This window comes from Botrimarina colliarenosi (assembly GCF_007859955.1).
Taxonomy (GTDB): domain Bacteria; phylum Planctomycetota; class Planctomycetia; order Pirellulales; family Lacipirellulaceae; genus Botrimarina; species Botrimarina colliarenosi.
The window spans coordinates 1-25,048 of the sequence record NZ_SJPR01000001.1 but is presented as its reverse complement, the minus strand read 5'-3'; the positions used below and the strand labels follow the sequence as shown (position 1 = coordinate 25,048).

The following is a 25,048-nucleotide window of genomic DNA, read 5'->3' as shown; positions in this document are numbered from 1 at the left end:
GGCCCCAGCGACTCGTGCAGATTCTGTGGGACGAAAGACCTGCGAAAGCCGATTGCGCATTCTATCGCGACCCCTCCGTCGCGGTAGGCGACCCAAAGAGCTGTCGGCACTTATCGAATTGGGATTGAGGTCTGGTCGAATCAGGGATTTAGGTCTGGCATTCGCCCATTGGCATTCCGCTATACTCCGAACCACAGTCCCCCCTTTGATTGGCGTCCGTGCCCGCACCGCTTGCGGTGTCGGGTTCCCACCCCGGCCGATCTCGCAGCTGAACCGCTCCACGGCTGAAACACACTGTTCCGAAGGCAGCTGAACATTATGAGCCAAGTCCAAGAGCCCTCCCTCGCCGCCCTAGCCCGCGAGAACTGGACCGAAGTCACCCCGCAAGCCCTCTACGGCAAGCTCCAGACGATCGCCCGCAATCTCTGGTGGAGCTGGAAGCCCGAAGTCGGTCAGCTGTTCCGCGACCTCGACCCGGTCCGCTGGCGCCAGCTCGACCACAACCCGATCGCCCTGCTCGCGGAGATGACCGCCGAGCAGGTCGCCGAGCGGGCCAGCGAGATGGCGATGATCACCCGGATCAATCAGGCTCACCGCCGGCTGCACGACTACCTCACCAAGACCGACCACACCTGGGGCGCCCGCGAGGCGGGCGTCCTCGGCTCCAAGCCGGTCGCCTACTTCTCCGCCGAGTTCGGCATGCACGAGTCCGTTCCGATCTACTCGGGCGGTCTCGGCATCCTGTCGGGCGACCACATCAAGTCGGCGAGCGGCCTCGGCATCCCGCTGATCGCGATGGGCCTGTTCTACGACCAGGGCTACTTCAAGCAGCACCTCGACAGCGAGGGCTACCAGCAAGAGGAATACGTCAACACGAAGGTCGCGACCCAGCCGATGGAGCCCGCCGTGGGCAAAGACGGCAAGCCGATCATGGTGTCGATCGAAACCCGCAACGGCGCGCTGAACGCCAAGGTATGGCTTGTCCGCGTCGGCCGGGTGAAGCTCTACCTGCTCGACTGCGACGTCGAGGGGAACAGCCCGCAAGACCGCGAGCTGACCAGCCGCCTCTACGGCGGCGACACCCGCACCCGTATCCGCCAGGAGCTGGTGCTGGGCATCGGCGGCGTCAAGGCGCTCCGCGCCCTGGGCATCACGCCCGGCGCCTACCATCTCAACGAAGGCCACAGCGCCTTCGCCCCGCTAGAAGTCATCCACGAGCGGATGCAAGACGACGGCCTGTCGTTCGACGACGCCCTCCGTGAGGTCGCCCAGCAGACCGTCTTCACCACGCACACGCCGGTCCCGGCGGGCCACGACCGCTTCGACGCGGGCCTGATCGAGGAGCACCTCGGCCCCACCCGTGACAAGCTCGGCATCTCGCACGACCAACTGATGGGCCTGGGCCGCGTCGAGCCGCAGAATGGCGAAGAGACCTTCACGATGACCGTCATCGGCCTGAAGCTCTCGCGCCGCGCCAACGCCGTGAGCTCGCTGCACGGCGTCGTCTCACGCCGCATGTGGGCCAATCTCTGGCCGTGGCGAGTCGAAGAAGAGGTGCCGATCGGCCACATCACCAACGGCGTCCACGTGCCGACCTGGCTCGCCCTGCCGATGCGGCAGATGTATGACCGCTACCTAGGGGTCGACTGGCAGAGCAAGATGTACGACCCGGAGACTTGGCAGGGGATTTACCAAGTCGATCCGGGCGAGCTCTGGGAGACGCACCACGCGCTGAAGAGCCGGTGCCTCGACTTCGTCCGGCGCCGCCTCAGCCGCCAGTGCCGCCGCCGCAGCGAGGACGAGGCCCATGTCGACGCCGCCCGGCTGGCGCTCGACCCGGCCGCTCTGACGATCGGCTTCGCCCGCCGGTTCGCCACCTACAAGCGGGCCGACCTGTTCCTCAAGCGGCTGGACGACATCGCCGAGCTGATCAACGACACCAACCGCCCGGTGCAGTTCATCTTCGCCGGCAAGGCCCACCCCGCCGACGAACCGGGCAAGGGCTTCATCAAGAAGATCGCCAACCTGCGGAACGACCCGCGGTTTGCCGGCCGCGTCGTGTTTGTCGAGGACTACGACATGAACGTCGCCCGGCACATGATCCAGGGCGTCGACGTGTGGCTCAACAACCCGCGGCGTCCGCTCGAAGCGTCGGGCACCAGCGGCATGAAGGTCGTGCTCAACGGCGGCCTCAACTGCTCGATCCTCGATGGCTGGTGGGGCGAGGCCTACAACGGCAAGAACGGCTTCTCCATTGGCAACGGCACGCAGCACGTCGACACCGCGATCACCGACCAACGCGACGCCGACCACCTCTACGAGGTGCTCCGCGACGAGGTCGTGCCGCTGTTCTACGACCGCGACGCCGATGGCCTGCCGCACCAGTGGATCGAGCGGATGGTCAATTCGATCGCCACGCTCGCCGCCCGGTTTAGCGCCCACCGGATGGTGCAGGACTACGTGAAGCTCTGCTACCTGCCCGCGGCGGGCGGCCTGTCGAGCGAGATGGGGATGCGCTGACGCAAAGGGTTTGAGCCGCGCACTGAAGTAAGCGGAGAGGATTGCCGCTCCAGACGGCTCCGCTTACTTCGTGCGCGGCTCAAGATCCATTGGTGCGCGGCTCAAGACCCCTCCTACGGCGGCAAGTCGCGTCGCGCGGGGGCCGGTGATAAGCTGACGCTATGGCCCGTATCACTTCGCCCGATTCGCCCGCACTTCTCGACCTGTGCGATGCGCTGCGCGCCGGCGCTACCGAGGTCGACCGGACGAGCGCCTGGCCGGCCGAGTCGATGCGGCTTTGCGGCGAGGCGGGCGTTTTTGAGTGGTTTCTTCCCGCCGAGCACCACGGCCAGGGCTGGGACGACGCCGACGTCACGCGCGGCTATCTGGCCCTCAGCGAGGCGTGCCTCACCACGACGTTCATCATCACGCAGCGGACCGGCGCCTGTCGGCGGATCGCCGGCGGCGCGAACCAAGCGCTCAAGGAACGCTTGCTCCCCGGCCTGGCGGCGGGCGATTCGTTCGCGACAGTCGGCATCTCGCACCTGACGACCAGCGGCCGGCACCTCGCCAAGCCGATGCTCGCCGCAACGCGGATCGACGGCGGCTGGCGGCTCGAGGGCGCCGCGCCGTGGGTGACCGGCGCCGAGGCGGCGCTGCACGTTGTGGTCGGCGCTGCGGTGGTGGACGGCCAGGGCGAGCCGACCGGCGAAGAAATCTTGTTGGCGGCGCCGACGGACCTCGCGGCCGTTACGACGCCGCCCGCTTTTGAAATGGTCGCGTTGACGGCCAGTCGGACCGGTCCGGTCCGCTTCGACGGCGCCGAGATATCCGACGACTACGTCGTCGCCGGCCCGATTCCCGACGTTCTCAAGCATGGCGTCGGCGCCGGAACGGGCGGCCCCCAGACCTCGACTCTGGCGCTCGGCGCCGCGGCGGCGAGCCTTGCCCTGCTCCACCAAGAGGCGTCGCGTCGGCCCGACTTGGCGGCGCCCGTCGAAGCGATCGCCGCCGAGCACGCCCGCCTGCTGGTTGATCTGCAGGCCGCGGCGAACGGCTCGCCCACTTGCAGCAGCGAGTCGCTCCGCCAGCGGGCCAACAGCCTGGTGCTGCGAGCCGCCCAAGCCGCGCTCTCGGCCACCAAGGGGGCCGGCTACCTCGCCGAGGCGCCAGCCGGCCGGCTCTGCCGCGAGGCCCTGTTCTTCCTGGTCTGGAGCTGCCCCCAGCCGGTGCAACAGGCGGGGCTGTGTGAACTGGCGGGCCTCGTCGGGTAGAGTGCGGGTTCCTCCGGGAGCTGACGCTTCCCGGCTCGCTGCCCCAACGCAGCATGCTCTGCCGACTGCCTAACGCTGACTGCCCACTCCCCTATGTCCGATCCAATTGTTGTATGGCACGAGCACGCCGTGGCGCGGGCCGACCGTGAGAAGCTCGCCGGCCACCGCGGCGCGGTCGTCTGGTTCACGGGCCTATCGGGATCTGGCAAGAGCACCGTCGCGAACGCCGTCGACGCGATGCTGCATGCTGCGGGGGTCCGTACTTACGTGCTTGATGGCGACAATGTCCGCCACGGCCTGAACGCGACGCCCCAACTGCTGGCGGAGCGCTATGGGGCGGCGTTTGGCGAACGCTTCGGCCTGGGCTTCGCTCCCGAAGACCGGGTCGAGAACATCCGCCGCGTCGGCGAAGCCGCCAAGCTCATGGCCGAAGCGGGCCTCATTGTGTTAACCGCGTTTGTGAGCCCCTACCGCAGCGATCGCGACGCGGTCCGCCAGACCCTCGGCGGAAGTGTCGCGGACCAAGGGGACTTCTTAGAGGTGTTTGTCGATACGCCTTTAGAGATCTGTGAACAACGCGATCCGAAGGGGCTGTATAAGAAAGCACGAGCGGGTGAGATCAAGCACTTCACAGGAATCAGCGACCCCTATGAGGAGCCGTTGGCCCCAGAGATCGTTCTACCGGGTGGTGATGAATCGGTCGATTTGCTGGCGAAACGGGTGGTAGGTGAGCTCCAAAGGCTCAAGGTGATCGCCGAGTGATCTCCTTGCGATACACCGGGGAGCGATCGGTCACTACCTTCTTGAAATGGTTTGACAGAAGCGGGCAATCGGCCCTATTTTTAAATGCGAAGGGCAACCGATTGACCATTCGTCTTGAACGGTTGATCGCTCGCTGAGTTCCGCCACCACCGGCCCTTCGCTGCTGGCGGACGACGCTTTGGGCGCGTCGTTTGCATGGATTCTGGCGACGGAAGGCCAGTGTTCACCCCTCCCGCAAACAGCCGATCTCGCCCCGCATTACGCGGTTAGAGATGCTCCCGCCTAACCCTCAAAGAGAGACGCATGTCGCTGCGACCCGTATCGAGCGGTCGACGTCTAACCTTCCCGCACATGTCGTCGACGACGCGGGAACTTGAACGGCTCATTCACGAACGGATCACTTCACGTCTTGGCCGCCGGATCCGCAACTTGGCGGTGGCCGTCGATCGTGGCGTGATCCATTTGGCGGGGCAGTGCTCGACCTACTATTCCAAGCAATTGGCTCAGCATGTGGTGTTGGGCGTTGTTGAAGACGAGGTCATCGACAACGAAATCGAGGTCTCGGTGCCGCGAACTTCCTCCAACCCCAACTACTAAGACGAAGGCGTCTCGGTAGGGTCGTTGGAGTTCTCCTCGTCTTCATCCTCATCGGCATCGCTGGGCGCCGCCGCGGCGACCGCGGCGAGCCGGCTGGCCAGTTCTTCGCCGCCGTGCGTCACCACCGCATCGATCGCAACGGCCCATAACGGCAACGCGCCGAGGGTCGCAACGCCAACCTTGACCAAATCCTTGTGCGTGCACACGACGAGGTCGGCCGCGGCGGCGGTAGCTTCTCGCTCGATCCGCTCGACGTCGGGCCGGATGTAGGCGTGGTGATCGGCGAACTCGACGAACGCCACAACTTCGGCCCCCAGCGCCAACAGCGTCGCGCGGAACGCGGCCGGGTTGCCGATCCCACAGAAAGCGGCCACACGGGCGCCGCGCAGCGTCTCTACAGGGGCCTCGAGCGAATCGTCGGTCGCCGACTCGGCAACCCCCACGAGCCGCGTCGGCCGAGTGACCGACTCGCACCACAAGGCGCCCGGCGCCAAAGCCGCCACCCGCAGCCGCACCGCTTCACGCTGCGAGTCGGTGACCAAGTCAGAGCGTGTCAGGCAGACTACGTCGGCGCGCCGCAGTGACTTAACCGGTTCGCGCAGCACGCCGCGGGGGAAGACCCGCCCGTAGCCAAACGGCTCGGTGGCGTCGAGCAGCACAATGTCGAGGTCACGCGCCAGCCGGCGGTGCTGGAACCCATCGTCCATGACGATCGTCTGGGCGGCGAGTTCGTCGATCGCGATCCGCGCCGCGGCGACGCGGTCCGGGTCTTGCACGTGGGGCACGTCGGGAAGGGACTGCTCGAGTTCGAGCGCCTCGTCGTTCGGCCCCCCGTCGTTGGAGCCATAGCCGCGACTCACGAGAGCGACACGAACCCCCTCGGCGCGTAAGCGACGGGCGACCCACTTCACCATCGGCGTCTTGCCCGAACCGCCGAGTGTGACATTGCCGACGCTGACGACGGGGACCTCGACGCGCTGCACGAGCGTCGGCGTCGTGTCGTACCGGCGGTTCCGCCACCAGACGCCGACACGGTACGGGCCCTCAGCGACCGCTAGCAGCCCGCGCAGAGCCGTCGCGCCGACGCCACGCCTTCGGCCGCTGACTAGGTCGTAAAAATCGCTTGATCGCACAGGTTCGGCAGCCAATCAGGTGCGGACGGGAAGACGGGGGGCGCTATCGTACCGGTCATGGCGGGCTGGGGGCGAGCCATCGCCGTACGCCAACTGCCGCCCGCGGCGTGGAGGGGCGTATACTTGAGGGACCCCACCAGCCGTTCGACCCGCTGCTGAAAAACGCCGCATGGCGACTCTCGCTCCGCCGCCGCCCGCCAAGTCCGACCGCACGGTCGACTACGACGCGTTCGTTGATGCGCGGATCGCCAAGACGCGCACCGCGGTGAAGTCCGCCGACTTGGCGACCGGCTTGGTGGTCCTGCTGGCCTGGACGCTCGCTGTGTTGCTAGCGGCGGCGGTGGCGGACCACTGGCTTGTGAGCGGCGGCCTCGACCGCTGGGAGCGGTTCGCCCTGTTCGGAGTCGCGATCGCTGGCGCCGGTCTGTATGCCTTCAACCGCTTGGGGCCCGCTCTGATGCGGAGCGTCAACCCGCTCTACGCCGCGCGCGAGATCGAGCGCGAATCGCCCGAGCTAAAGAACAGCTTGCTGAATCTCCTCCAACTGCGCGGCGCCGCCGAGCCCGCCGCGGTCCGGAACGCCCTCGAACAGCAGGCGGCCGAACGGCTCGCCAAGACGGGGGACGCCCCGATCGATCACACGCCGCTGGTGCGGGCGGCGAAACTGCTGCTGGCGATCGTTGCGGTCGTCGGCGCCTACGTCGTCGCATCGCCGAAGGACTTCTTCGCGTCCGCCGGGCGCGTGCTGGCGCCGTGGTCGCAGATCGTCGCGCCGAGCCGCGTCCGAATCACCGACGTCACGCCCGGCGACCAGACACTTGCCCAGGGCGACCGGCTCGAGGTCTCGGCGAACGTCACGGGGCTCAAGGACGGCGAGTTGGTCGAACTGGTCTACACGACGGACGACAAGCGCGTCGTCTCGCGGCGCGTCCCGATGGGGGCGTCGACGGGAGGTCGCGTCTTTAGCGGCGCCCTCCCGCCCGGCAGCGGCGCGTCGGCGGCCCTCGGTCTGCAGGGCGCCCTCACCTATCGCCTCGAGGCGTGCGACACCCACTCGCCGACCTACCGCGTCGAGGTGCTGACGGCGCCGACGATCGCCCCCGTCTCGGTCCGGTACGACTACCCCCCCTACACCGGCTACGCGACGCGCGAGGTCGAGGGGGTCGGCGATCTGCGGGCGATCGAAGGGACGCGCGTCACGCTCACCGCCAAAGCCAATCTGCCAATCGATTCGGCGCAGATCGACCTCGGCGCCGACGGCCGGCCCGATGTCCGCATGAAAGCCGACGGCGACCTGGCGACCGGCGTGCTGAGTCTCGCGCGGCGTGGGACGGCGGCTCCCCCTTCAAGCTATGTCCTGCGGTTCACGTCGCTTGACGGCCAAGCGAACCACGACCCACCGCAGTACCAGATCGAGGTGATCGCGGACCTGCCGCCCGAGACATCGATCGTCGAGCCCGAGGCGAAGCGTCTCGACGTGGCGGTCAACGAGCGGGTGCGGCTCGTCGCCGAGGCGCGGGACCCCGATTTTGCGCTCCGGCAGGTTCGGCTCATCGGCGAATCAACCGGCCGCCGCGTCGTTGAACGAGACCTACCGGTCGGCGAGGGTCGGGGTCGATTCGTTGGCGAAATGGAGATCGTCCCCGAGGCGATCGGCCTGCGGCCCGGCGACACGCTCGACTACTGGTTCGAGGCGACCGACAACCGCACGCCCCAGCCCAACGTCGCGGTGAGCCAGCGGCAGGTGCTCAGCGTGGTCGGCCCCAACGACGCGGCGAACCAGCAACCGGGCGAACAAGGGGGCCGAGAAGGCCAACCCCAAGCGGGCCAGCCCGATCAAGAGCAACCCGACCAGCAACAGCCGGGCGAAGGCCAACCGCAGAACGGAGAGAACGCCGGAGGCGGTTCGGACGCGCAGCAAGGCGCCGGCGAGTCGCCTTCCAACGCGGCCGACCAACCCCCGCCAAACGGCCAGCAAGCGCCAAACGGCCAGCAAGCGCAGCCGAGCGGCGAGCAAGAAGAAGGCGAGGCGGGCGACGACGGCGCACCCCCTCCGGGCGGGCTGACCGGTCCCGGCAAGCAAGGGGACGCCAACCAATCGGAAGAGTCCGACGGATCGGGCGGCGGCGCCCAAGGCGATGGCTCGTCGGACGCGGAAGAGTCGTCCTCAGACGGCGCCGGCGGCTCGCAACAGGGAGAAGGCCAAGGCGCCCAACAAACACCGCAATCGGGCGGCGGCGAAGGGGGCGAGCCCTCGGCGGGCGGCGAACCGAACGACGGCGCCGGAGGCGAACCGCAACCGGTCGCCCGCGACGGCAGCGACGACGGTTCGGCGTTCGACCGGATGCTCGATTGGCTGAAGCAGCAAGGCCCGAGCGACAACCAAGGCGCCAACGAAAACAACTCTCCCTCCGACGACCAGTCGCCCAAGGAAGCCCAGTCGCCATCTGAAGACCAGTCGCCCACGGAAGGACAGACGCCGCCGGCGGGCGGCGAACCGAACGACGGCGCCGGCGAAGAGCAGATGCCCTCGGGCGACGACAACTCGGGAACGCCCGACGGGTCCGAAGGGCAACCGTCCGACCAACGGGACGGAAAGCCCGCGAATGACTCGGCGGGCAGTGCGGAGGCGTCGGAGAGTCGTGACGGACAACAGGGCGACGCCCAGGAGGGGTCCGACCAGGGCGAGTCGCAGCCCCGCGACGGGGCCGGCGGCCCGCAGCCCGAGCGGTCGCAGGACGGTCCCGGCGCCGGCGAGCAAGACCGCAGCGGCCAGCAGTCCGACTCGCAGTCGAGTGAATCGGGCGGCGACACGCCCCCCGGCGAATCGAGCGATCAACAATCGGGGCCGCGCGAAGGGTCCGGCAGCGCCGGGCAGAGCCAGGCCGCCGACCGCGGCGCCGGCCAGTCGGCCGACCGCGGCGCGGGCGACTCCACCGGCCGCGCCGGCGGGGAACAAGCGGCCGACTCCCCCACTGGTGGCCAACCGGGCGACCAACCGGGCGAGGGCTCTTCGTCGCGCGACACGGAAGGCGCCGGCGAGAAGCCGGGCGGACAACAGCCGGGCCAATCAGACCGCAAACCCCGTCAGACATCGAACCAATCGGGCGAAGGTTCTCAACAAGAAGGCGCCGGCGACCAATCGTCCGATCGCAGCAACTCTGACAACGAAGCCGGCAAGCCGGGCGCCGACGGCGCCAACGAACTCACCGACCGGCGGGGCGAAGGCCCGCAGGACAGCGGCCGGTCGGGCGAACTTGGCGGGCCGATGGAGCTGACCGATCGGGGCGCCACGTCGGACGCCGCCGGCGAAGGCGCCGAGTCGGGCGGTGACGCCGCGAACCTCGACTACGCCCGGGAGCAGACCGAGTTGGTGCTGCAGCGGCTCGAGGAGCAACTGCGTAAGAAGGAAGTCGATCGCCGCCTGCTCGACAAGCTGGGCTGGACCGAGGACGACCTGCGCCGGTTCGTCAACCGCTGGCAATCGCGACAGCAGAAGGCGACCGACCGCGGCGCCACGGGCGAAGCCGAGCTCGACCGAGCGCTGCGGAGCCTCGGCCTCAACCCCGCGGGCCCGACCGCCGCGCAAGAGACGCCGGACGACTCGCTTCGCGACCTCCGCGACGCGGCGCGCGTCAAGACGCCGCCCCGGCTCCGCGACCCGGTCGAGTGGTACCTACGCAGCGTGAACGCGGCGGGCGACGCGGCGGAAAAATAGCCCGCCAACCGGCGCCAGACCGATCAAGAACCCGGTCGGTTCCGGAACCGAGAGCGAGGCCGTCCGAGCGGCGGCGTCGCGCCAGATCGTGTAGTCGGCGGCGTTGACCACGCCGTCGAGATTGGCGTCGACGCCCGCTTCCTTTGTTCCGTAGGCCGCTGACCAAGCAAGGTGGTCAGCGGAGGAGACGAAACCATCACCATTCAAGTCGCCTAGCCGTTGTGACGTCGCAACGATCCGCCAAATTGCGCTTAGAAATTGGTCTTTTTCATGCTGGTCCAACCCGGCCCCATAGTCCCTTACGTTGATTCCCGTTAAGTCCGCGTTATTCAAATACGTAAGGAGGGTTGAGCCAACAATGAAACTGCCGAGTTTCGACATATGTATATCATCGCGATAAAGATCGCCGAGTTGGCTGAAGGCGTCAAATTTATCGGGGTTATCTATGACGTAATGAAGCACGTCGGCGTTCGGGATAATATCCGCTGCAACGCCGACCTGGGCTAACTCCCCTTGCAACGCCTTGTAGTAAGCCTGCCGGTGCCGTGTCAATCCATCGGTGGGATCAAACCAAGCATCCCACTCGTCATCGACGGTGTAGGTAGCCTTTTTAAATGGCCACGATTGGTACAACGCCCAACGCGTGGACGAGTTTAGTGGGTTCGTGTCGAGGGCTGCGCTAAAAGCCTGAACCGCAGTAACGTCGGACGCTAAGTTGGATGAACCAGAACGAAAAGGCTGTGCGATTACGACGTCCCACTGCTCGTTACTCAAAGCGTCGCTCCAAACCCCTTCCGACGATGCTAGATCGGCGCTTGAGACTGCGGCAATCGAGCCAAGGGTCACCCCCCATCGTAGGTGATAGCCACTGTGGACGTTGACGGGCGTCTCAAGAGAAGACGAGTCGATCGTAGGGGGATGGCTGTCCCATGTAAAACTGTTGCCGATCCGGTAAACCCGCAGAGTGTCCGCCGCGGCAGGGCTTATGCAGTGAAGCACGAGAAAGGAGACTACCCCCACCAGCCAAGCAGATGAACTCGGTGCACTAGCTCGCGACATCCTCGACCTTCGCTTGACTAATACGGCAGAAATACCTCCGCTTACTGTAGTTGGCGAGGTCAAATGGTCAATAGAATCGGTTCTGGGGCTGTATTTGCAGTTTTCTTGCCCAGCGACGTCAATCAAATACTTCTCCCAATGCCCGACCCCGCCGAATCGGCTAATCCCCGCTACCTGGCCCCGTTTCATCCGAAACGGATCCCGCACCATTTTGTCGACGTGCTGATCGTTGGCGGAGGGATCGCCGGGCTGCGGGCTGCGATGGCGTGCGACCCGCGGCTCAGTGTCCTGATCGTCACCAAGGACCACCGCCGCGAATCGAACAGCACCTACGCCCAAGGCGGGATCGCAGGGGTCCTCGACCCCGAGGACAACTTCGCGAACCACGTCCGCGACACGCTGGTGGCGGGCGCCAACCTTTGCGACCCGGACGTGGTCGATCTGGTCGTGCGCGAGGCCCCGGCCCACATCCGCGAGCTGATGGCTTGGGGCGCCCAGTTCGACCTCAGCGACGACGGCGAGCTCCTCCTCGGACGCGAAGGGGGCCACAGCCACAACCGCATCGCTCACGCCCTGGGGGACGCCACCGGCCGCGAGATCATGCGGGCGATGTGGGTGCACGCCCGCGAGACGCTCCGCGCTCAGGTGTGGGAAAACACCTTCACGATCGACTTGCTGACAACCCCGTCCGAATTGACCGGCGAGTCCGAGTGCCGCGGCGCGCTGGTCTGGAGCCCCACGCACGGCAAGACGTTCGTCTGGGCCAAACAGACGATCCTCGCCACCGGCGGCGCCGGACAGGTGTTTCGCGAGACGACCAACCCCGCCGTGGCGACCGGCGACGGCCACGCCATCGCCTACCGGGCCGGCGCCGAGTTGGCCGACATGGAGTTCATGCAGTTCCACCCGACCGTGCTCTACATCGCCGGATCGAGCCGCAGCCTGATCACCGAGGCGATGCGCGGCGAGGGGGCGTGGCTCATCGACGCCGACGGCCATCGCTTCATGCCGGAGTACGACGAGCGCGCCGAGCTGGCGCCGCGGGACATCGTCAGCCGGGCGATCGTCCATCAGATGGAGAAGACCCGGCGGCCGAGCGTCTTTCTCGACCTGCGACACCTCGACGCCGAACACGTCCGCGCGCGGTTCCCCGGGATCGCGAAGAGCTGCCTGGAGTTCGGCATCGATATCGCCACCGACCCGATCCCCGTGCGTCCCGGCGCGCATTACTTGATTGGCGGCGTCCGAGTCGATGAACACGCGGCGACCACCCTGCCCCGCTTGTGGGCCGCCGGCGAGGCGACCTCGAGCGGCCTCCACGGCGCCAACCGATTGGCGTCGAACAGCTTGCTGGAGGGACTCGTCTACGGCCACCGGGCCGGCCAGGGCGCTGCCGCGGCCGCCTTGGAGGAGGCCGATACGTTCCGCGCAATCCCGCTTGTCAATGAAGCGGCGCCGAAGAGCAAAGAGCGTCTCGACCTGGCCGATATCCGCAACTCGCTGAAAAGCCTGATGTGGTTGCGGGCTGGCGTGTGGCGTGAGGCGGATGGCCTGGCCGAGGCGGCCGAGAGCATTCAGTCGTGGCGGCGGTACGTGCTGACGCGGCAACTCACGACGCCGGACGGCTGGGAGCTACAGAATCTCTTGCAAGTCGCGGAACTCATGATCCGCTCGGCGACCAAGCGGGAGGAATCACGCGGCGTCCACCTGCGAAACGATTTCCCCCAGCCGAAGGACGCCGAATGGCGGCGGCGGGTCACGGTGCGCCGCGCCGCTACCGGGCCACAGATCGAGCTGACCCCCCTGCTCGACGCTCCACCGGCGCCCGCGGCTTAGGGTGCCCGCGGCTTAGGGGAGCGTCGTGGGGCATGTCATCGGCGGGTCCCTGCGTAAAGCCGGATCCCTGCGTAAAGCGCAGCCCGCTAGTGACAATTTGCGAAAAACCGTCCGCGGGGCGAACTGTCGCCGACGCGCCAGCGTAGGCGGCGCAAGAGGTGATGAATCCGCCGACACCGCGGCCACGGGATAGACAGCGCACGGCGTAGCGGTTTAGCCTTAGGAACTTATTACACGCTTTCTGACGCGACTAGAAACGGTCAAGAACCTCCCCATGAGCATGCCCCAGCCCGCTGGCGACGCCCCCGTAGCGGCGCCGATGATTGAAGCGGAAGGCCTCTCGAAGTTCTACGGCGACTTCGCGGCCACACGCGACGTGACCTTCGCCATCCGCCAAGGAGAGGTCGCCGCCTTCCTGGGCCCCAACGGCGCCGGCAAGAGCACGACGATGAAGCTCCTGACGGGGTACCTCTCCCCGTCGTCAGGCGTGGCGAAGATCGCCGGCTACAACACGTCGACCGACCGGATCGAGGCCTCGAAGCGGCTGGGATACCTGCCTGAAAACGGCCCGCTCTACCCCGACATGACGCCGCGGACGCTGTTGAAGTTCTTCGGCCAGGCGCGCGGCATGGCCGCCAGCCGCCTCAAGAACCGCATGGAGGATGTCATCGACCAATGCCGGCTCGAAACGGTCATCGGCAAGCCAATCGGAAAGCTCTCGAAGGGTTATCGCCAACGTGTTGGCATGGCGCAGGTGCTGCTCCACGAGCCCGACGTGCTCATCCTCGACGAGCCGACCGCCGGCCTCGACCCCAATCAGATCCGCGAAGTCCGCAAGCTGATCCGCGAGCTGGGCGAAACGAAGACCGTCCTCCTCAGCACGCACATCCTGCAAGAGGTGGAGGCGATGTGTAACCGCGTCGTCTTCATCAATGAAGGCCGCGTCGTCTTCGACGGCCTACCAGCCGAACTCGGCAGCGACCCCGCGGCGCTCGACGCGAAGTTCCACGAACTCACCGGGGCGGTGGAGAGTGCTTGAGGACAGAAACGCTTTGAAGGGAGATGAGGGGGATGAATCGGAGAAAAGGGGATCGCAAGCGACTGCGAATGCCCTCCAGCATGACTCCGAATTCCCCACCATAACTTTGAAGTGGATGTTTTGACGACGACCGATTGACCGCGTCCCTCGAATAGCCATCCCCTTATCTCCCCCCCTCCCCACATCTCCCTTCCTTAACGCATCGGCAAGAACGATCCCCCATGAACTGGACCGTCCTGCACGCGATCTTCCGTCGCGACTTCGTCAGCTACTTCTCGAACCCCACGGGTTACGTCTTCATCTGCGTCTTCGTGATGCTGACGAGCCTCGCCGCCTTTTGGCCGCCGGAGTTCTTTAGCAACAACCTGGCGAACCTCGACCAGCTGTCGCGGTGGATGCCCTTCATCCTGCTGGCGTTCATCCCCGCCATCACGATGAGCGTCTGGGCCGAGGAACGGCGCCAGGGGACCGACGAGCTGCTGCTCACGATGCCGGCGACCGACTTTGACGTCGTCATAGGCAAGTTCAAGGCGGGCGTCGCGATCTTCACCGTGGCGCTGTTGTTCTCGCTCTTCAGCGTGTTCCTCGTGTTCCGCTGGGGCCTCGGCTACCCCGACATGGGCCTCTTCCTCGGCTCGTACCTCGGGTACTGGTTTGTCGGCGTGGCGATGCTGGCCGTCGGCATGGTCGCGTCGTTCTTCACCAGCAACCTAACGGTCGGCTTCATCCTCGGCGCCCTGCTCAACGCCCCGCTGGCGTTGTTTGGGGCCGCCGACCTGATCGTCAAGAACCAGGCCCTCGCCCAGACGGTCCGTCAGTGGAGCGTCTCAGAGCAGTTCGCCGACTTCGAACGGGGCGTCGTCAGCCTGTCGAGCGTTGTCTACTTCCTCAGCATCGCCGCGGTGATGCTCTACGTCTGCATGGTGCTCATCAGCAAGCGCCACTGGGCGGGCCGCGAGGACGGCGAATCGAAGGGGGGCCACTACCTTCTCAGGACGATCTGCCTGTTGGTGGTCGTCGGGGCGCTCAACGTCTTCCTCTCGAACAACGACGCCCGGCTCGACATGACGAGCGAGAGTCTCAACTCGCTGTCGCAGAAGACCCGCGAACTGGTCCGCGACCTAGCGGCCGACGACGACGTCCCGCAGATCCAGGTCGACGCTTACATCAGCCCCCAGGTGCCGGCCGAGTACGCCGCTCAAAAGCGTGACCTCGTCTCGACGCTGAGCGAGCTGAGCTCGCTGTCCGGCGGCAAGATCCGCGTCACGAAGCACGAGATCGAAAACTTCAGCGAAGACGCCACGCTCGCCGAGAAACGGTTCGGCATCGAGGCCCGCAGCGTCGCCACCAAGGACCGGGGCGCGCGCACCCAGCAAGAGATCTTCCTCGGCGCCGCGTTCACGTGCGGGCTCGACAAGGTGGTGATCCCCTTTATCGACAAGGGCGTCCCCGCCGAGTACGAGGTGGTCCGCTCGATCACAACCGTCGCGCAGAAGAAGCGTCAGCGGCTCGGGGTGTTGAAGACGGCCGCCAACCTCAACGGCGGCTTCACGATGCAAGGGCCGATCCCCAAGGCGCGGATCATCGAAGAGCTTGAGAAGCAGTACGACGTGGTGGAGGTCAATCCGGCCAGCCCGATCACCGAGAAGTTCGACGTCCTCCTGGCGGTACAGCCTTCTTCGCTCGGACCGGCGGAGCTCGATAACTTTGTGGACTGTGTCCGTGGCGGCCAACCGACGGCGGTCTTCGAAGACCCCGCGCCGCGGCTCTGGCAAGACGTGGTCGGCACGTCCGAGCCCAACCCGCCGCAAGGGGGCGGCATGATGGGCATGTTCGGCGGCGGTCAGCCCGGCGCCCCCAAGGGGGACATCACCCAGCTCTGGAAGCTGTTGGGCGTTAAAGTGCCCGGCGACGAGGTCGTTTATCAGCAGTTCAATCCCTACCCACGTGCAGGCACTGGACCCGGTGCGATCGACGACCTCTGGGTATTTGTTGACGCCGGTGAGCCGGGCGCCACACAGCCTTTCAATCCCGATGACAATATCGTCTCAGGCTTGCAGCAGCTCTTATTCTTCTACCCCGGCTCCGTCGAGCAGAGCGACGGCTCGAAACTCGAGTTCACGCCGCTAGCGGTGACCGGCGCTCTCACCGGCTACGTCCCGCAGAGCGATCTCCGCCAGGCCCAGCAGGCGATCGGCCTCCGCCAGGTGCCGACCGGCGACAGCTACATCATGGCCGCCCGTGTCAGCGGCGTGGCCGACGACCGCGAGCAGCTGTCGCTCGACGAGCTCGATAAGCAGGCCGACGACGAGACGGACGAGGCCGACGCCGCCGAGAAGAAGGAAGACGTCACGCTAAACGCCGTCGTCATCTCTGACATCGACTGCCTTAGCGACGCGTTCTTCGTCATCCGCGAGATGGGCGAAGAAGAAGACGCGATCGTGCAGTGGAACTTCCAGAACGTCGCTTTCGTGCTGAACACGCTCGACTCGCTTGCCGGCGACGAGCGTTTTCTCGAAGTCCGCAAGCGGACTCGACGCCACCGCATCCTCGAGGGGGTCGAGGCCCAGACCGAAGAGTACCGCGAGATCGCCGGCGAGCAACGCGAGCAATTCATCAACGACGCCAAGGCGCAGATCGCCGGCGTGCAAGAAGAGTTCACCGCGAAGATCAGCGAGATCGAGTCGAACCCCGACTTGTCCGCCGTTGAAAAGCGTCAACGGATGGAGCAAGCGAGCATCCTCTTCGGCCGCAGCCGTGACGTCCGCATCGCCAAGCTCGAAGCGGAGCGTGACCGGCAGATCCGGCAGACGGAGCGCGACCTCGCGGCTCAGGTCCGCGGCGTGCAAGACTTCTACAAGCTCTGCGCCGTGCTCCTGCCGCCGATCCTGCCGATCATGCTGGCCTTCCTCGTTTACTTCCATCGCCGCGAGAGCGAGCGCGAGGGCGTGTCGAAGACGCGTCTCCGCTTCGGCGGCAAGACCCCGGCCGAACGCCGGGCCGACGTCGCCGCATCGATGCGGAAAAAAGACGACAAGAATTGAGCCCGCGATCAGCGCGTAAGCAGAGACGACTCCCTCCCCCCTGAGGGGAGATGAAGAACCTAGCTCACCAAACCCATCACACGGAAAAGCCTTCCACAAGTCGAAGCGACCATGAAGGAAAGCACCCAAACGCTCCTGTTCCTCGCCGCCGCCATCGGCTCGGTGATGGCCGCGAGCTGGTCGCGTCCTACCGACGTGACCTACCAAGTCGATGACCTGATCGGCCAGCCGCTCTTCGCCTCCTTTGAGAGCGAGGAAGCCAAGTTGATGCGGATTGTCCGCTTCGACGAAGAGACCGCCACGCTCCGAGAGTTTGAAGTCGCCGAAGAGAACGGCGTCTGGAGCATCCCGAGCAAGGGGGGCTACCCGGCCGACGCCGAGCGGCAAATGGCCGAGGCTTCGACCGGTGTGGTGGACCTCGAGATCCTGGCGATCGCTTCGCAGTCGGCAGCCGACCACGCCGAGTTTGGCGTTGTCGAGCCGTCGTCCTCGCTGGAGGTCGGGCAGACGGGCGTCGGCGCCCGCGTAACGCTCGAGTCGGGCGGGGGCGAAACGCTGGTCGACGTGATTGTCGGCAAGGAAGTCAAAGACACGGAGAATCAACGCTTCGTCCGCAAACCGACGCAGGACGTGGTCTACGTCGTCGCTATCGATCCGTCGAAGTTCTCGACGAAGTTCGAGGATTGGATCGAGGACGACCTGTTGAAGATCAGCGCCTTCGACATCGCCCGCGTTGAAGTGAAAGACTACTCGGCCGAGCTCGTCATGCAGGGTTTCCGCCCCGCCCTGGCCCTCGACCCGCGCGCCGACCTGACGGTCGATTACGACGACCAAGAGTCGAAGTGGTCGCCCCACGAACTGAAGACCTACGACCGTGATACCGAACAGTATGTCGAGTTCACGCTCGGCGAAGACGAAGAGCTCAATGAGGAGACCCTCCGCGAGCTCAAGACCGCCGTCGACAACCTCACGATCGTCGACGTCGAGCGGAAGCCAACCGGCCTCTCGGGCGACTTGAAGGCGGGAGACGACTTCTTCAAGGACCGCTCCAGCATCCAGAGCCTCATGGAACGCGGCTTCGCCCCTACGAAGACCGAAGCTGGCGACACCGAGGTGCTCTCTTCCGAGGGCGAAGTGATCGTCACCCAGAAGGATGGCGTCGAGTACGTCCTCCGCTTCGGCAAGCTGCAGCTGTCGTCCGAAGGCGACCAGCCAGTCAAGACCGCCGACGAAGCTGCCGATGACGAAGCCGGCAATCCCGGCGTCAATCGCTACCTCTTTGTCATGGCGCGCTTCAACGACGGCATGATCGAGACGCCCGAACTGGAGGAAGTCCCTTCCGAAGAGGTCACCGAAGACGCATCGGAAGAGGACGCCGAGGAAGAAGCTTCCGCGGAAGAAGCCGACGGCGAAGAAACCAAGGCCGAAGCGGCCGCCCGAGAGCGAGAAGCGATCGTCCAACGCAATCAGCGCAACCAGGACGCCTACGACGACAAAGTCGCCGCGGCGAAGCAACGCGTCGAAGAGCTCAACAACCGCTTCGGCGATTGGTACTACGTCATCTCCGACGAGGTCTACAACAAGGTCGCCATCGACCGCGAAGAGTTGATCAAGACCAAGGAGCCTGCCGAGGGGGACGACGACGAGCCGGCAACCGCTGCTCCTGCTGGCATCCCGGGACTGCCCAACCTGTCCGGCTTCTCGAACGCCTCCGACGATGACGAGGCGGCGGCGGAGACCGACGCCAGCGAAGCCGCCCCGATGGAAGAGGGCGCCGACGAGGGGGCAACCGGCGACGGGGCAACCGGCGACGGGGCAGCCGACGCTCCTGAGGCCGAAGCGGCTGACACGGTCGAAGAAGCCACGACGCCGGCCGTCGAAGCCGAATAGCGTCGCTTCAAGACGCCGCTATGGCCGCACCGAGTTCGCGGAGCCGTTCCATGGTGAACAGCCCCGAGTCGTGCCCGTCGCTGAAAGCGATGTTGTACGCGTAGGCGCCCACGGGCCGCATCCCGGCGATCGTGAGGGGGCGGGCTTCCGCGGATGACAAGACCGTCAGCTGCATCGGGTTGGGCGGCGGCGCCGAACGCTTCTCTCGGCACGTCGCGCAGGGGCACGCTTCGCGCAACCCCCGGGCGGTGAAGACGTGCTGCACCCCGTCCGACCAATCGATCTGGATACGGTCGTCGGCGAGGCGGTGGATCGCGGTCGGGGTCGGTGCTGACATGGTGACGCGTTGGTAGTTCACTCCGGGGGCTGACGCAACCCGGTTCGCTGAGTGTGATGGGGCGGCCCTAGGCGTTCGGATCACGCCGATCGACGAAGCGCCGCGACTTGTGCTCGGTCCTCGGCAAACTCCCCGCCACAAGGGCTCGCACCTCGACCCGCAGGCCGAGGCCCGTCTGTAACGCGTCGGCGACGCGACCGACATCGCCCGTCGCCTCTTCGACCTCGACGACGAGCTCGTCCATCGCGCCGCGTCGCTCGGCAAGGAGGCGCCACTCGCCGATCCCTTCGACGCGACGCAGCACTTCTTCGATCGACGACGGGAAGACATTGACGCCGCGGACCACGAGCATGTCATCCGCCCGACCGAGGACGCCGCCGGGCAACCGGACAAAGCGGCACGGTCCGTCGGTGGGCCACTCGGGCCGCACGAGGTCGCCCGTGCGATAGCGAAGGACCGGGGCGCCGTAGCGGCCCAAGTTGGTGAGCACTAAGTGGGCCAGCTCGCCCAACGCGGCGGGGCGGCCCGTCTCGACCGACACGAACTCGGCCAAGAACTCCGACTCGACGACGCGCAGTCCCGGCGGGTCGTTCCAAAGGTCGTCGCCAAAGCCCCACGGACCGACCTCGGTCGCGCCCGCGTGATCGACGACCCGTGCCCCCCACGCCGCGGCGATCCGTTCGCGTGTCGCCGGCAGGCTGCCGCCCGGCTCGCCGGCCACGACGACCGTCTCGATCGGCAAAGAGGCGACGTCGACGCCCCGCTTCGCGCCCTCATCGGCGAGGTGCAACGCATAGCTCGGCGTGCAAAACAACCGGTTGGCGTTCGCACGCTCGATGAGGTCGAGTCGACCTAGCGAACTGAGCCCGCCACCGGGGATCGCCTGCACGCCTCGCTGGACCAGGGCGTCGAACGCGCTCCAGAAGCCCACAAACGGGCCAAACGAGAACGCGAGCATCGCTCGGTCGCCCGGCACGATCCCCGCGGCATCGAGCGGGTGCCGCCACGCCTGCATCCACCACCGCCAGTCGGCGGCCGTGTCGGGGACCGCCATCGGCGCCCCCCGAGTGCCGCTGGTCTGGTGGAAGCGAACGTACTCGGTCCCCGGCCGCGTGAGCCACTCGCCCGCCGACGCGGCGGCGACGAGCTCGTCCTTGCTGGTCATCGGCAGCGAGTCGAGCTCTTCGAGAGAAGTCAGGCGTGGCGCCTCGGCACCCAGCTTCCGCCGATAGAGCGTGCTCGCCGGCGTCACCGCCGCCAGCAACTCGTTGAGCCGTCCGATCTGGAAGGTTTCTAGCGTAGGACGATCCCATCCCCAGGAGGGGTCGTACGGCGACGAAGCGTTGGCGAGCATCCTCGAATCATAGCCCGATCGGCGGGTTGCCGGCTAATTCCTCCTTTTCCGCTTCGCGCCCTCACCGGCCAAATTGTCCCGGAAAGAGGCCTAAATAACGCCCCCGCAGTTTGCGTAACCGGCAATCTTCGGCGATCCTCATTCCCAGCCACCCCGATCTCCAGTAAACCGGACGCTAACCGCAGTGGACCGGAACCCGTTGCGGATTCGCCAGCGCGCTGGCAATCGCCAAGGTTGATTCGGGCGAACCCTCATCGAGACGACAGCCAGGCACAGGGAAGAGAAGGCCACTAGTGACAGATTGGATTCGACGCGGGGTCGCCCTGGTGGTCCTTGCGGCCGCGGGCGCTTCGCACGCTCTGACGATCACCACGAATTTCGCCTCCGACGGGGAAAGAATTCCCTCGATTGGGCTGGCGACCGCCGCGCCAACCGCGGTTCTCGGCGGGGGCGACCTCGAATCGATCGTCCGCGCCGCTGCCGACGCGTGGGAGGCGTTGATCCCCGACAAGCACGATTTCACGCTGTCGTTCGGATGGTACGACACAACGCTAGTGAGCAATGCGGCGTACCACGTCCCGGGCGCAGCCGGCGGCTGGCCGACCAGGACCCTTTCGGGCAGCGTCGCCTTCAACAGCAACCTGGCGAATGACCTGAAGATGTTCGTCGACCCCACGCCGACCGTGAACGAGGAGTTCCGCTACGACCACCGCACGTTCCTCGACCTGGGCGCGGGGCCGATCGAGGTGTCGCGACAGTATGTCGGGACCACCGAGGCGTCTCGGAGCAGCATCGATCTCTACACGACGGCCCTGCACGAGATTGGTCACGCCCTGGGTCTCACGAGTTGGGATTTCTACAATCAAGAAGCGAGCGACGGCAAAATCGACGTGACGCTCGCCCCTTTCGCGGGGACCGACATCCCGATTCATTCGACGCACCTCGATCTGCCCGATTCAATGCTGTCGAAGTGGCGGTTCTGGGGCCAGCGGCGGGAGATCACGCAAACCGATCTGTTGGCGGTCTGCCAGATCAACGGTTTTAGTCAGTGTGAGTTCGAGTTGGCGCCCGCCGAGTTTGCCGGCGATCTCAATGACGATGGCGTCGTCAATGCCGCCGACTACACCGTCTGGCGAGACGCCACGTCGTCCGCCGCTCGCGCCGCCGACTCCGCCCAAATGACGGCCGGCTACGACACCTGGTCGAGCAACTTCGGCCGAACCTTCCAACAGCCCGAGACCTTCAGCGGCGACTACAACGCCGACGGCGTGGTGAACGCCGCCGACTACACCGCCTTCCGAGACCACGTCGCCAACGGCGACTTGCGTTCGGATGGCAATGGTGATGGCGCCCTCACCACCGCCGACTGGCAGGTCTGGGCCAACCGCTACGGAGAACGATCCCCGGCGGCCACGACGGCGCCAGAACCCTCGGCGACTTTCCTGGCCACGATCGCGGTGCTAACCGCCTGCCGGCGCCGCCGTTGAGAGCGGCCTCAACGGTCGATGCCGTACTGTTCGACCTTGCGGTAGAGGGTCGCGCGGCCGATGCCCAAGAGCTTCGCCGCTTCGGGAACCGCGCCCTTGGTGCGTGAGAGCGCCTCAAGGATGAGTTTGCGTTCCCAGTCGTCGATGCGGAGGCTCTCGATCCGTTCCGACGGTTTAGCGGCGGCGCCCGCGTCGCGGAGGGCGAGGTCGTCCGGCTCGATCTCCTGGCCGACCGCCATCACGACGGCGCTGTCGATCACGTTGCGGAGTTGCCGCACGTTGCCGGGCCAGTGGTACCCCAACAGCCGCTCGCGTGCCTCGGCGCTCAGCCGTAGCCCCGGCCGGCCGTGCTCGCTCTTGAAGTGGTCGAAGAAGAAATCGACCAGCAGGGCGATGTCGCTGCCCCGCTCGCGGAGCGCCGGTAGCCGCAGTTCAAAAACACTGAGCCGGTAGTAGAGGTCCTCGCGGAACTTCCCGTCGCGGACGTAGTTCTGCAGGTCCTGGTTCGTGGCGGCGAGCACCCGGACGTCGACCGTGATCGGCTCGGTCGCCCCGACTGGCAAGAAGGGGTGCCCCTCGAGCACGCGCAGCAGCTTCGCCTGCCCCGCCGGTGTCATCTCGCCTACCTCGTCGAGGAACAGCGTTCCCATGTCGGCCTGCTGGAAGTAGCCGATGTGGTCGCGGTCGGCCCCGGTGAACGCCCCCGTCTTGTGCCCGAAGAGCTGACTCTCCATCAACTCGGCCGGGATCGCCGCGCAGTTAACCGAGACCATCGGTCGTTCCGAGCGAGGGCTCGCGCGGTGGATGGCGCGGGCGACCAACTCCTTGCCGGCGCCACTCTCTCCGCGGATGAGCACCGACCCCCGCGCCGTCGCGACCCGGGCGATCTTCGATTTCAACTCGAGCATCGGCTCGCTCTCGCCGATCAGCCCGTCGTAGCCCGGCGCGGCGGCGACCAAACGGTCGAAGTTCTGCCGCAGCGAGTTCCATTCCATCGCCCTAGCGAGCGACACGGCGAGCAGGTTCGCCACGGAGATGACGAAGTCGAAATCGGATTGGCGGAAGCGGCCGTCTTCGAGGTAGGCGTGCAGCGCACCGAGCGGCTTCGCCTCGTCGCGTCGTTCGCGGCCGTGACGCGGCAGCAGCGGGGCGCAGATCGCGTCCGCAAAGGCGCCGATCTTTATCGTGCCTGACGGATCGACGCTTGGCGCCTCTTGGTTGGCGACCCAGACGGCGTTGCCCGCACGGAACACCAATTCGGACAGCGACGGACTGAGCGCCAGCAGCGACGCCGCGTCGGACGGCAAGGTCTGCTTCGCACGCAGTTCGCCCTCGTCGCTGGGCCAAAGAAAACCAACGACCGACGCCCCGGTCCGCGCCTTGAGCAGGTCGAGGGCGGTCTGCACCAACTCGTCGGAACTGCTCGACCCCAGCAGTTTGATACAGAGCTGGTAGAGGAGCATCAGCTCCTTCACCTGCTCGGCGTTCGGCAGGCCGTCGAGCGACGTCTCGTCGACGCCGCCGCTGCCAACGGGACGCTCATCGACGATCGTTTGGGTCGAGGGAGGCGCGAATCCGTCGTAGGTCTGATCCTCGGCGGTGGGGGGCTCCTCCGACTCGTGGAACTCCAACTCGGTGGTCCCGATGCGGATCACATGCCCATCGCCGAGCGCCGCCTCGCTGACTTTCTGACCGTTGACGTACGTGCCGTTGCGGCTCTCCCGGTCGGCGACAACCCAGTGCTCGCCTTCCGCCACGATACGGGCGTGGACCCGCGAGCAGATGGGGTCAGGCAGCGCCACCTGGCACGCCCCCCCACGGCCGAGCAGCGTCTCACCACGGGGCGGCAAGGGAAATCGCGCCCCCGTGCGGGGCCCGGTCAGGACGGTCAAATAGGCGTGCAAGGCCGGCGGTGTCCGATTGAAGGCCCCTTCATTGTTCCGTAGCCCTCCAGCCTAGCCGACCGGGACGCCAGCGTCAGCCGCATCGCCGGACGAGGTGGCGGGATTCTGGCCCAAGGCTCCGGCAAAGGGGTCCAATAATTCGCCCCAAACGGCCCCAAAGACCACCTTGGCCGACCCCGGGCGGCCTGCTACGCTGTGGGGCTTAGCGGGCTGTAGCTCAGCTTGGTAGAGCGCTGCGTTCGGGACGCAGAGGCCGGAGGTTCAAATCCTCTCAGCCCGACTATCTTTTCACGGGGAAACGCTGGACTTTCCCCCGCCGGCTCCAAGCATTGATTCGTCGGATGCACGAATCAATGCACGAATGGGAGCCAAAACGTGTCACGGGAATCCAAACCCTTTCTCCGTAAGCAGACCAGCAGCTGGTACTGCTCCATCGCGGGTCGCCAGATTTCTCTGGGCAAGGACCGCGAGGCCGCGTTCGAGAAGTTCTACGCTCTGATGGCGGACCCCAGCCGGGTCAAAAGCGAGCTGACGACGCTCTACGACCTCTCTCAGGTCTATCTAGATTGGTGCCAGAAGAAGCGAAAACCGGCCACCTACAATCGCCACCGCTACTACCTGAAACTCTTTATCGCCAAGGTCGGTAGGCAGCTACGCCCGTCACGCCTAGAAGCGAGGCAGGTCGCCGACTGGCACGAAGGGCTCGGGATCGGCTCTACGGCACAGAATGACGCGGTGGCCATCGTCCAGAGGATGCTCAATTGGGCAGTGGAGCAAAAGTATCTCTCGACCAACCCCATCAGCGGCATGGTGAAGCCCAAACGGAAGCGACGGGATGTCTTCTATACGCCCAGTCAGTGGGCCCAAATCCGCCAGCACGCTCAAGAACCATTTGGCATGCTGCTGGACTTTCTTTACCTAACTGGCTGCCGCCCCCTAGCAGCCCGTTGATTTTCTCACTCCCGATCGCGGCGAGATAGCGCTAGTCTATGAGCGTCTAGGTTGACGCGACGGAGGGATCGCGATGGGGATGGGGAAGCGGCGGCGGGAGTCGCAGGGGGAGCTGTTCGTGCCGTCGGGCGAGCTGGCGGCGAGCCCGGGGCACGCGTTCTACC

At 66.1% G+C, this 25,048-nt stretch carries 16 protein-coding genes and 1 tRNA gene; 12 read left to right on the top strand and 5 right to left on the bottom strand.

Annotation, left to right across the window (positions count from 1 at the left end; genetic code table 11):
* The first annotated feature begins 318 nt into the window (after positions 1-318).
* From glgP to Pla108_RS00070, 4 genes are all read left to right on the top strand, one after another.
* Positions 319-2,520 carry an alpha-glucan family phosphorylase gene (glgP, locus tag Pla108_RS00085; protein WP_146441254.1) on the top strand — a complete coding sequence of 734 codons (2,202 nt, stop codon included), beginning with the start codon at positions 319-321 and terminating at the stop codon, positions 2,518-2,520.
* Positions 2,521-2,681: 161 nt separating this feature from the next.
* A complete protein-coding gene (locus Pla108_RS00080; RefSeq protein ID WP_146441252.1) occupies positions 2,682-3,773 on the top strand; it encodes an acyl-CoA dehydrogenase family protein in 1,092 nt (363 codons plus the stop codon).
* A 93-nt stretch (positions 3,774-3,866) separates the two neighbouring features.
* Entirely contained in the window at positions 3,867-4,535 is a 669-nt protein-coding gene (cysC, locus tag Pla108_RS00075; RefSeq protein WP_146441249.1) for an adenylyl-sulfate kinase, read from the top strand.
* A 303-nt stretch (positions 4,536-4,838) separates the two neighbouring features.
* Positions 4,839-5,132, top strand: a complete 294-nt coding sequence (locus tag Pla108_RS00070) for a BON domain-containing protein (protein WP_146441246.1) — start codon at positions 4,839-4,841, stop codon at positions 5,130-5,132.
* Here the strand turns inward: Pla108_RS00070 and lpxK are convergent.
* Positions 5,129-6,265 (bottom strand): tetraacyldisaccharide 4'-kinase, encoded by a 1,137-nt coding sequence (lpxK, locus tag Pla108_RS00065; RefSeq protein ID WP_146441244.1) that lies wholly within the window; start codon positions 6,263-6,265, stop codon positions 5,129-5,131. The genes Pla108_RS00070 and lpxK overlap by 4 nt on opposite strands.
* 169 nt (positions 6,266-6,434) lie before the next feature.
* On the opposite strand from lpxK, the gene Pla108_RS00060 reads away from it, so the two are divergent.
* Positions 6,435-9,983: a hypothetical protein gene (locus tag Pla108_RS00060; protein ID WP_146441242.1), complete on the top strand. Its 3,549-nt coding sequence runs from the start codon at positions 6,435-6,437 to the stop codon at positions 9,981-9,983.
* Here Pla108_RS00060 and Pla108_RS00055 read toward each other — a convergent pair.
* Positions 9,942-10,757, bottom strand: a complete 816-nt coding sequence (locus Pla108_RS00055) for a hypothetical protein (protein WP_146441239.1) — start codon at positions 10,755-10,757, stop codon at positions 9,942-9,944. The genes Pla108_RS00060 and Pla108_RS00055 overlap by 42 nt on opposite strands.
* A 423-nt stretch (positions 10,758-11,180) precedes the next feature.
* Between Pla108_RS00055 and nadB the strand changes: the two genes are divergently transcribed.
* The 4 genes from nadB (at position 11,181) to Pla108_RS00035 (ending at position 18,851) form a co-directional block, all read left to right on the top strand.
* Complete coding sequence (gene nadB / locus Pla108_RS00050; RefSeq protein ID WP_146441237.1) at positions 11,181-12,878, top strand: L-aspartate oxidase; 1,698 nt, start codon at positions 11,181-11,183, stop codon at positions 12,876-12,878.
* A 274-nt stretch (positions 12,879-13,152) separates the two neighbouring features.
* On the top strand, positions 13,153-13,917 hold the full coding sequence (locus Pla108_RS00045) for an ABC transporter ATP-binding protein (RefSeq protein WP_231934209.1): 765 nt from the start codon (positions 13,153-13,155) through the stop codon (positions 13,915-13,917).
* Positions 13,918-14,138: 221 nt separating this feature from the next.
* Positions 14,139-16,961: a Gldg family protein gene (locus Pla108_RS00040; protein WP_146441234.1), complete on the top strand. Its 2,823-nt coding sequence runs from the start codon at positions 14,139-14,141 to the stop codon at positions 16,959-16,961.
* Positions 16,962-17,072: 111 nt separating this feature from the next.
* Positions 17,073-18,851, top strand: a complete 1,779-nt coding sequence (locus tag Pla108_RS00035; protein ID WP_146441232.1) for a DUF4340 domain-containing protein — start codon at positions 17,073-17,075, stop codon at positions 18,849-18,851.
* A gap of 7 nt (positions 18,852-18,858) precedes the next feature.
* Here the strand turns inward: Pla108_RS00035 and Pla108_RS00030 are convergent, their stop codons facing one another.
* Both Pla108_RS00030 and Pla108_RS00025 read right to left on the bottom strand, forming a co-directional pair.
* Entirely contained in the window at positions 18,859-19,188 is a 330-nt protein-coding gene (locus Pla108_RS00030) for a DUF971 domain-containing protein (RefSeq protein WP_146441229.1), read from the bottom strand.
* A gap of 67 nt (positions 19,189-19,255) precedes the next feature.
* On the bottom strand, positions 19,256-20,542 hold the full coding sequence (locus Pla108_RS00025) for a phenylacetate--CoA ligase family protein (RefSeq protein WP_146441227.1): 1,287 nt from the start codon (positions 20,540-20,542) through the stop codon (positions 19,256-19,258).
* Positions 20,543-20,835: 293 nt separating this feature from the next.
* On the opposite strand from Pla108_RS00025, the gene Pla108_RS00020 reads away from it, so the two are divergent.
* Positions 20,836-22,029 carry a dockerin type I repeat-containing protein gene (locus Pla108_RS00020; protein ID WP_146441225.1) on the top strand — a complete coding sequence of 398 codons (1,194 nt, stop codon included), beginning with the start codon at positions 20,836-20,838 and terminating at the stop codon, positions 22,027-22,029.
* A gap of 8 nt (positions 22,030-22,037) precedes the next feature.
* Here the strand turns inward: Pla108_RS00020 and Pla108_RS00015 are convergent, their stop codons facing one another.
* On the bottom strand, positions 22,038-23,921 hold the full coding sequence (locus tag Pla108_RS00015) for a sigma 54-interacting transcriptional regulator (RefSeq protein ID WP_261342513.1): 1,884 nt from the start codon (positions 23,919-23,921) through the stop codon (positions 22,038-22,040).
* 218 nt (positions 23,922-24,139) lie between these two features.
* Here Pla108_RS00015 and Pla108_RS00010 point away from each other — a divergent pair.
* Together Pla108_RS00010 and Pla108_RS00005 are read left to right on the top strand one after the other, a co-directional pair.
* A tRNA-Pro gene (locus Pla108_RS00010) sits at positions 24,140-24,213 on the top strand.
* Positions 24,214-24,308: 95 nt separating this feature from the next.
* Positions 24,309-24,884 (top strand): hypothetical protein, encoded by a 576-nt coding sequence (locus Pla108_RS00005; protein WP_146441220.1) that lies wholly within the window; start codon positions 24,309-24,311, stop codon positions 24,882-24,884.
* Positions 24,885-25,048: the final 164 nt, after the last annotated feature.

Coding starts and splice junctions, on each gene's coding strand:
- Pla108_RS00080 (WP_146441252.1), top strand. CDS start 2,682: ATGGCCCGTATCACTTCGCCCGATTCGCCCGCACTTCTCGACCTGTGC.
- Pla108_RS00040 (WP_146441234.1), top strand. CDS start 14,139: ATGAACTGGACCGTCCTGCACGCGATCTTCCGTCGCGACTTCGTCAGC.
- Pla108_RS00045 (WP_231934209.1), top strand. CDS start 13,153: ATGAGCATGCCCCAGCCCGCTGGCGACGCCCCCGTAGCGGCGCCGATG.
- Pla108_RS00060 (WP_146441242.1), top strand. CDS start 6,435: ATGGCGACTCTCGCTCCGCCGCCGCCCGCCAAGTCCGACCGCACGGTC.
- glgP (WP_146441254.1), top strand. CDS start 319: ATGAGCCAAGTCCAAGAGCCCTCCCTCGCCGCCCTAGCCCGCGAGAAC.
- Pla108_RS00025 (WP_146441227.1), bottom strand. CDS start 20,542: ATGCTCGCCAACGCTTCGTCGCCGTACGACCCCTCCTGGGGATGGGAT.
- Pla108_RS00030 (WP_146441229.1), bottom strand. CDS start 19,188: ATGTCAGCACCGACCCCGACCGCGATCCACCGCCTCGCCGACGACCGT.
- cysC (WP_146441249.1), top strand. CDS start 3,867: ATGTCCGATCCAATTGTTGTATGGCACGAGCACGCCGTGGCGCGGGCC.
- Pla108_RS00070 (WP_146441246.1), top strand. CDS start 4,839: ATGTCGCTGCGACCCGTATCGAGCGGTCGACGTCTAACCTTCCCGCAC.
- Pla108_RS00035 (WP_146441232.1), top strand. CDS start 17,073: ATGAAGGAAAGCACCCAAACGCTCCTGTTCCTCGCCGCCGCCATCGGC.
- nadB (WP_146441237.1), top strand. CDS start 11,181: ATGCCCGACCCCGCCGAATCGGCTAATCCCCGCTACCTGGCCCCGTTT.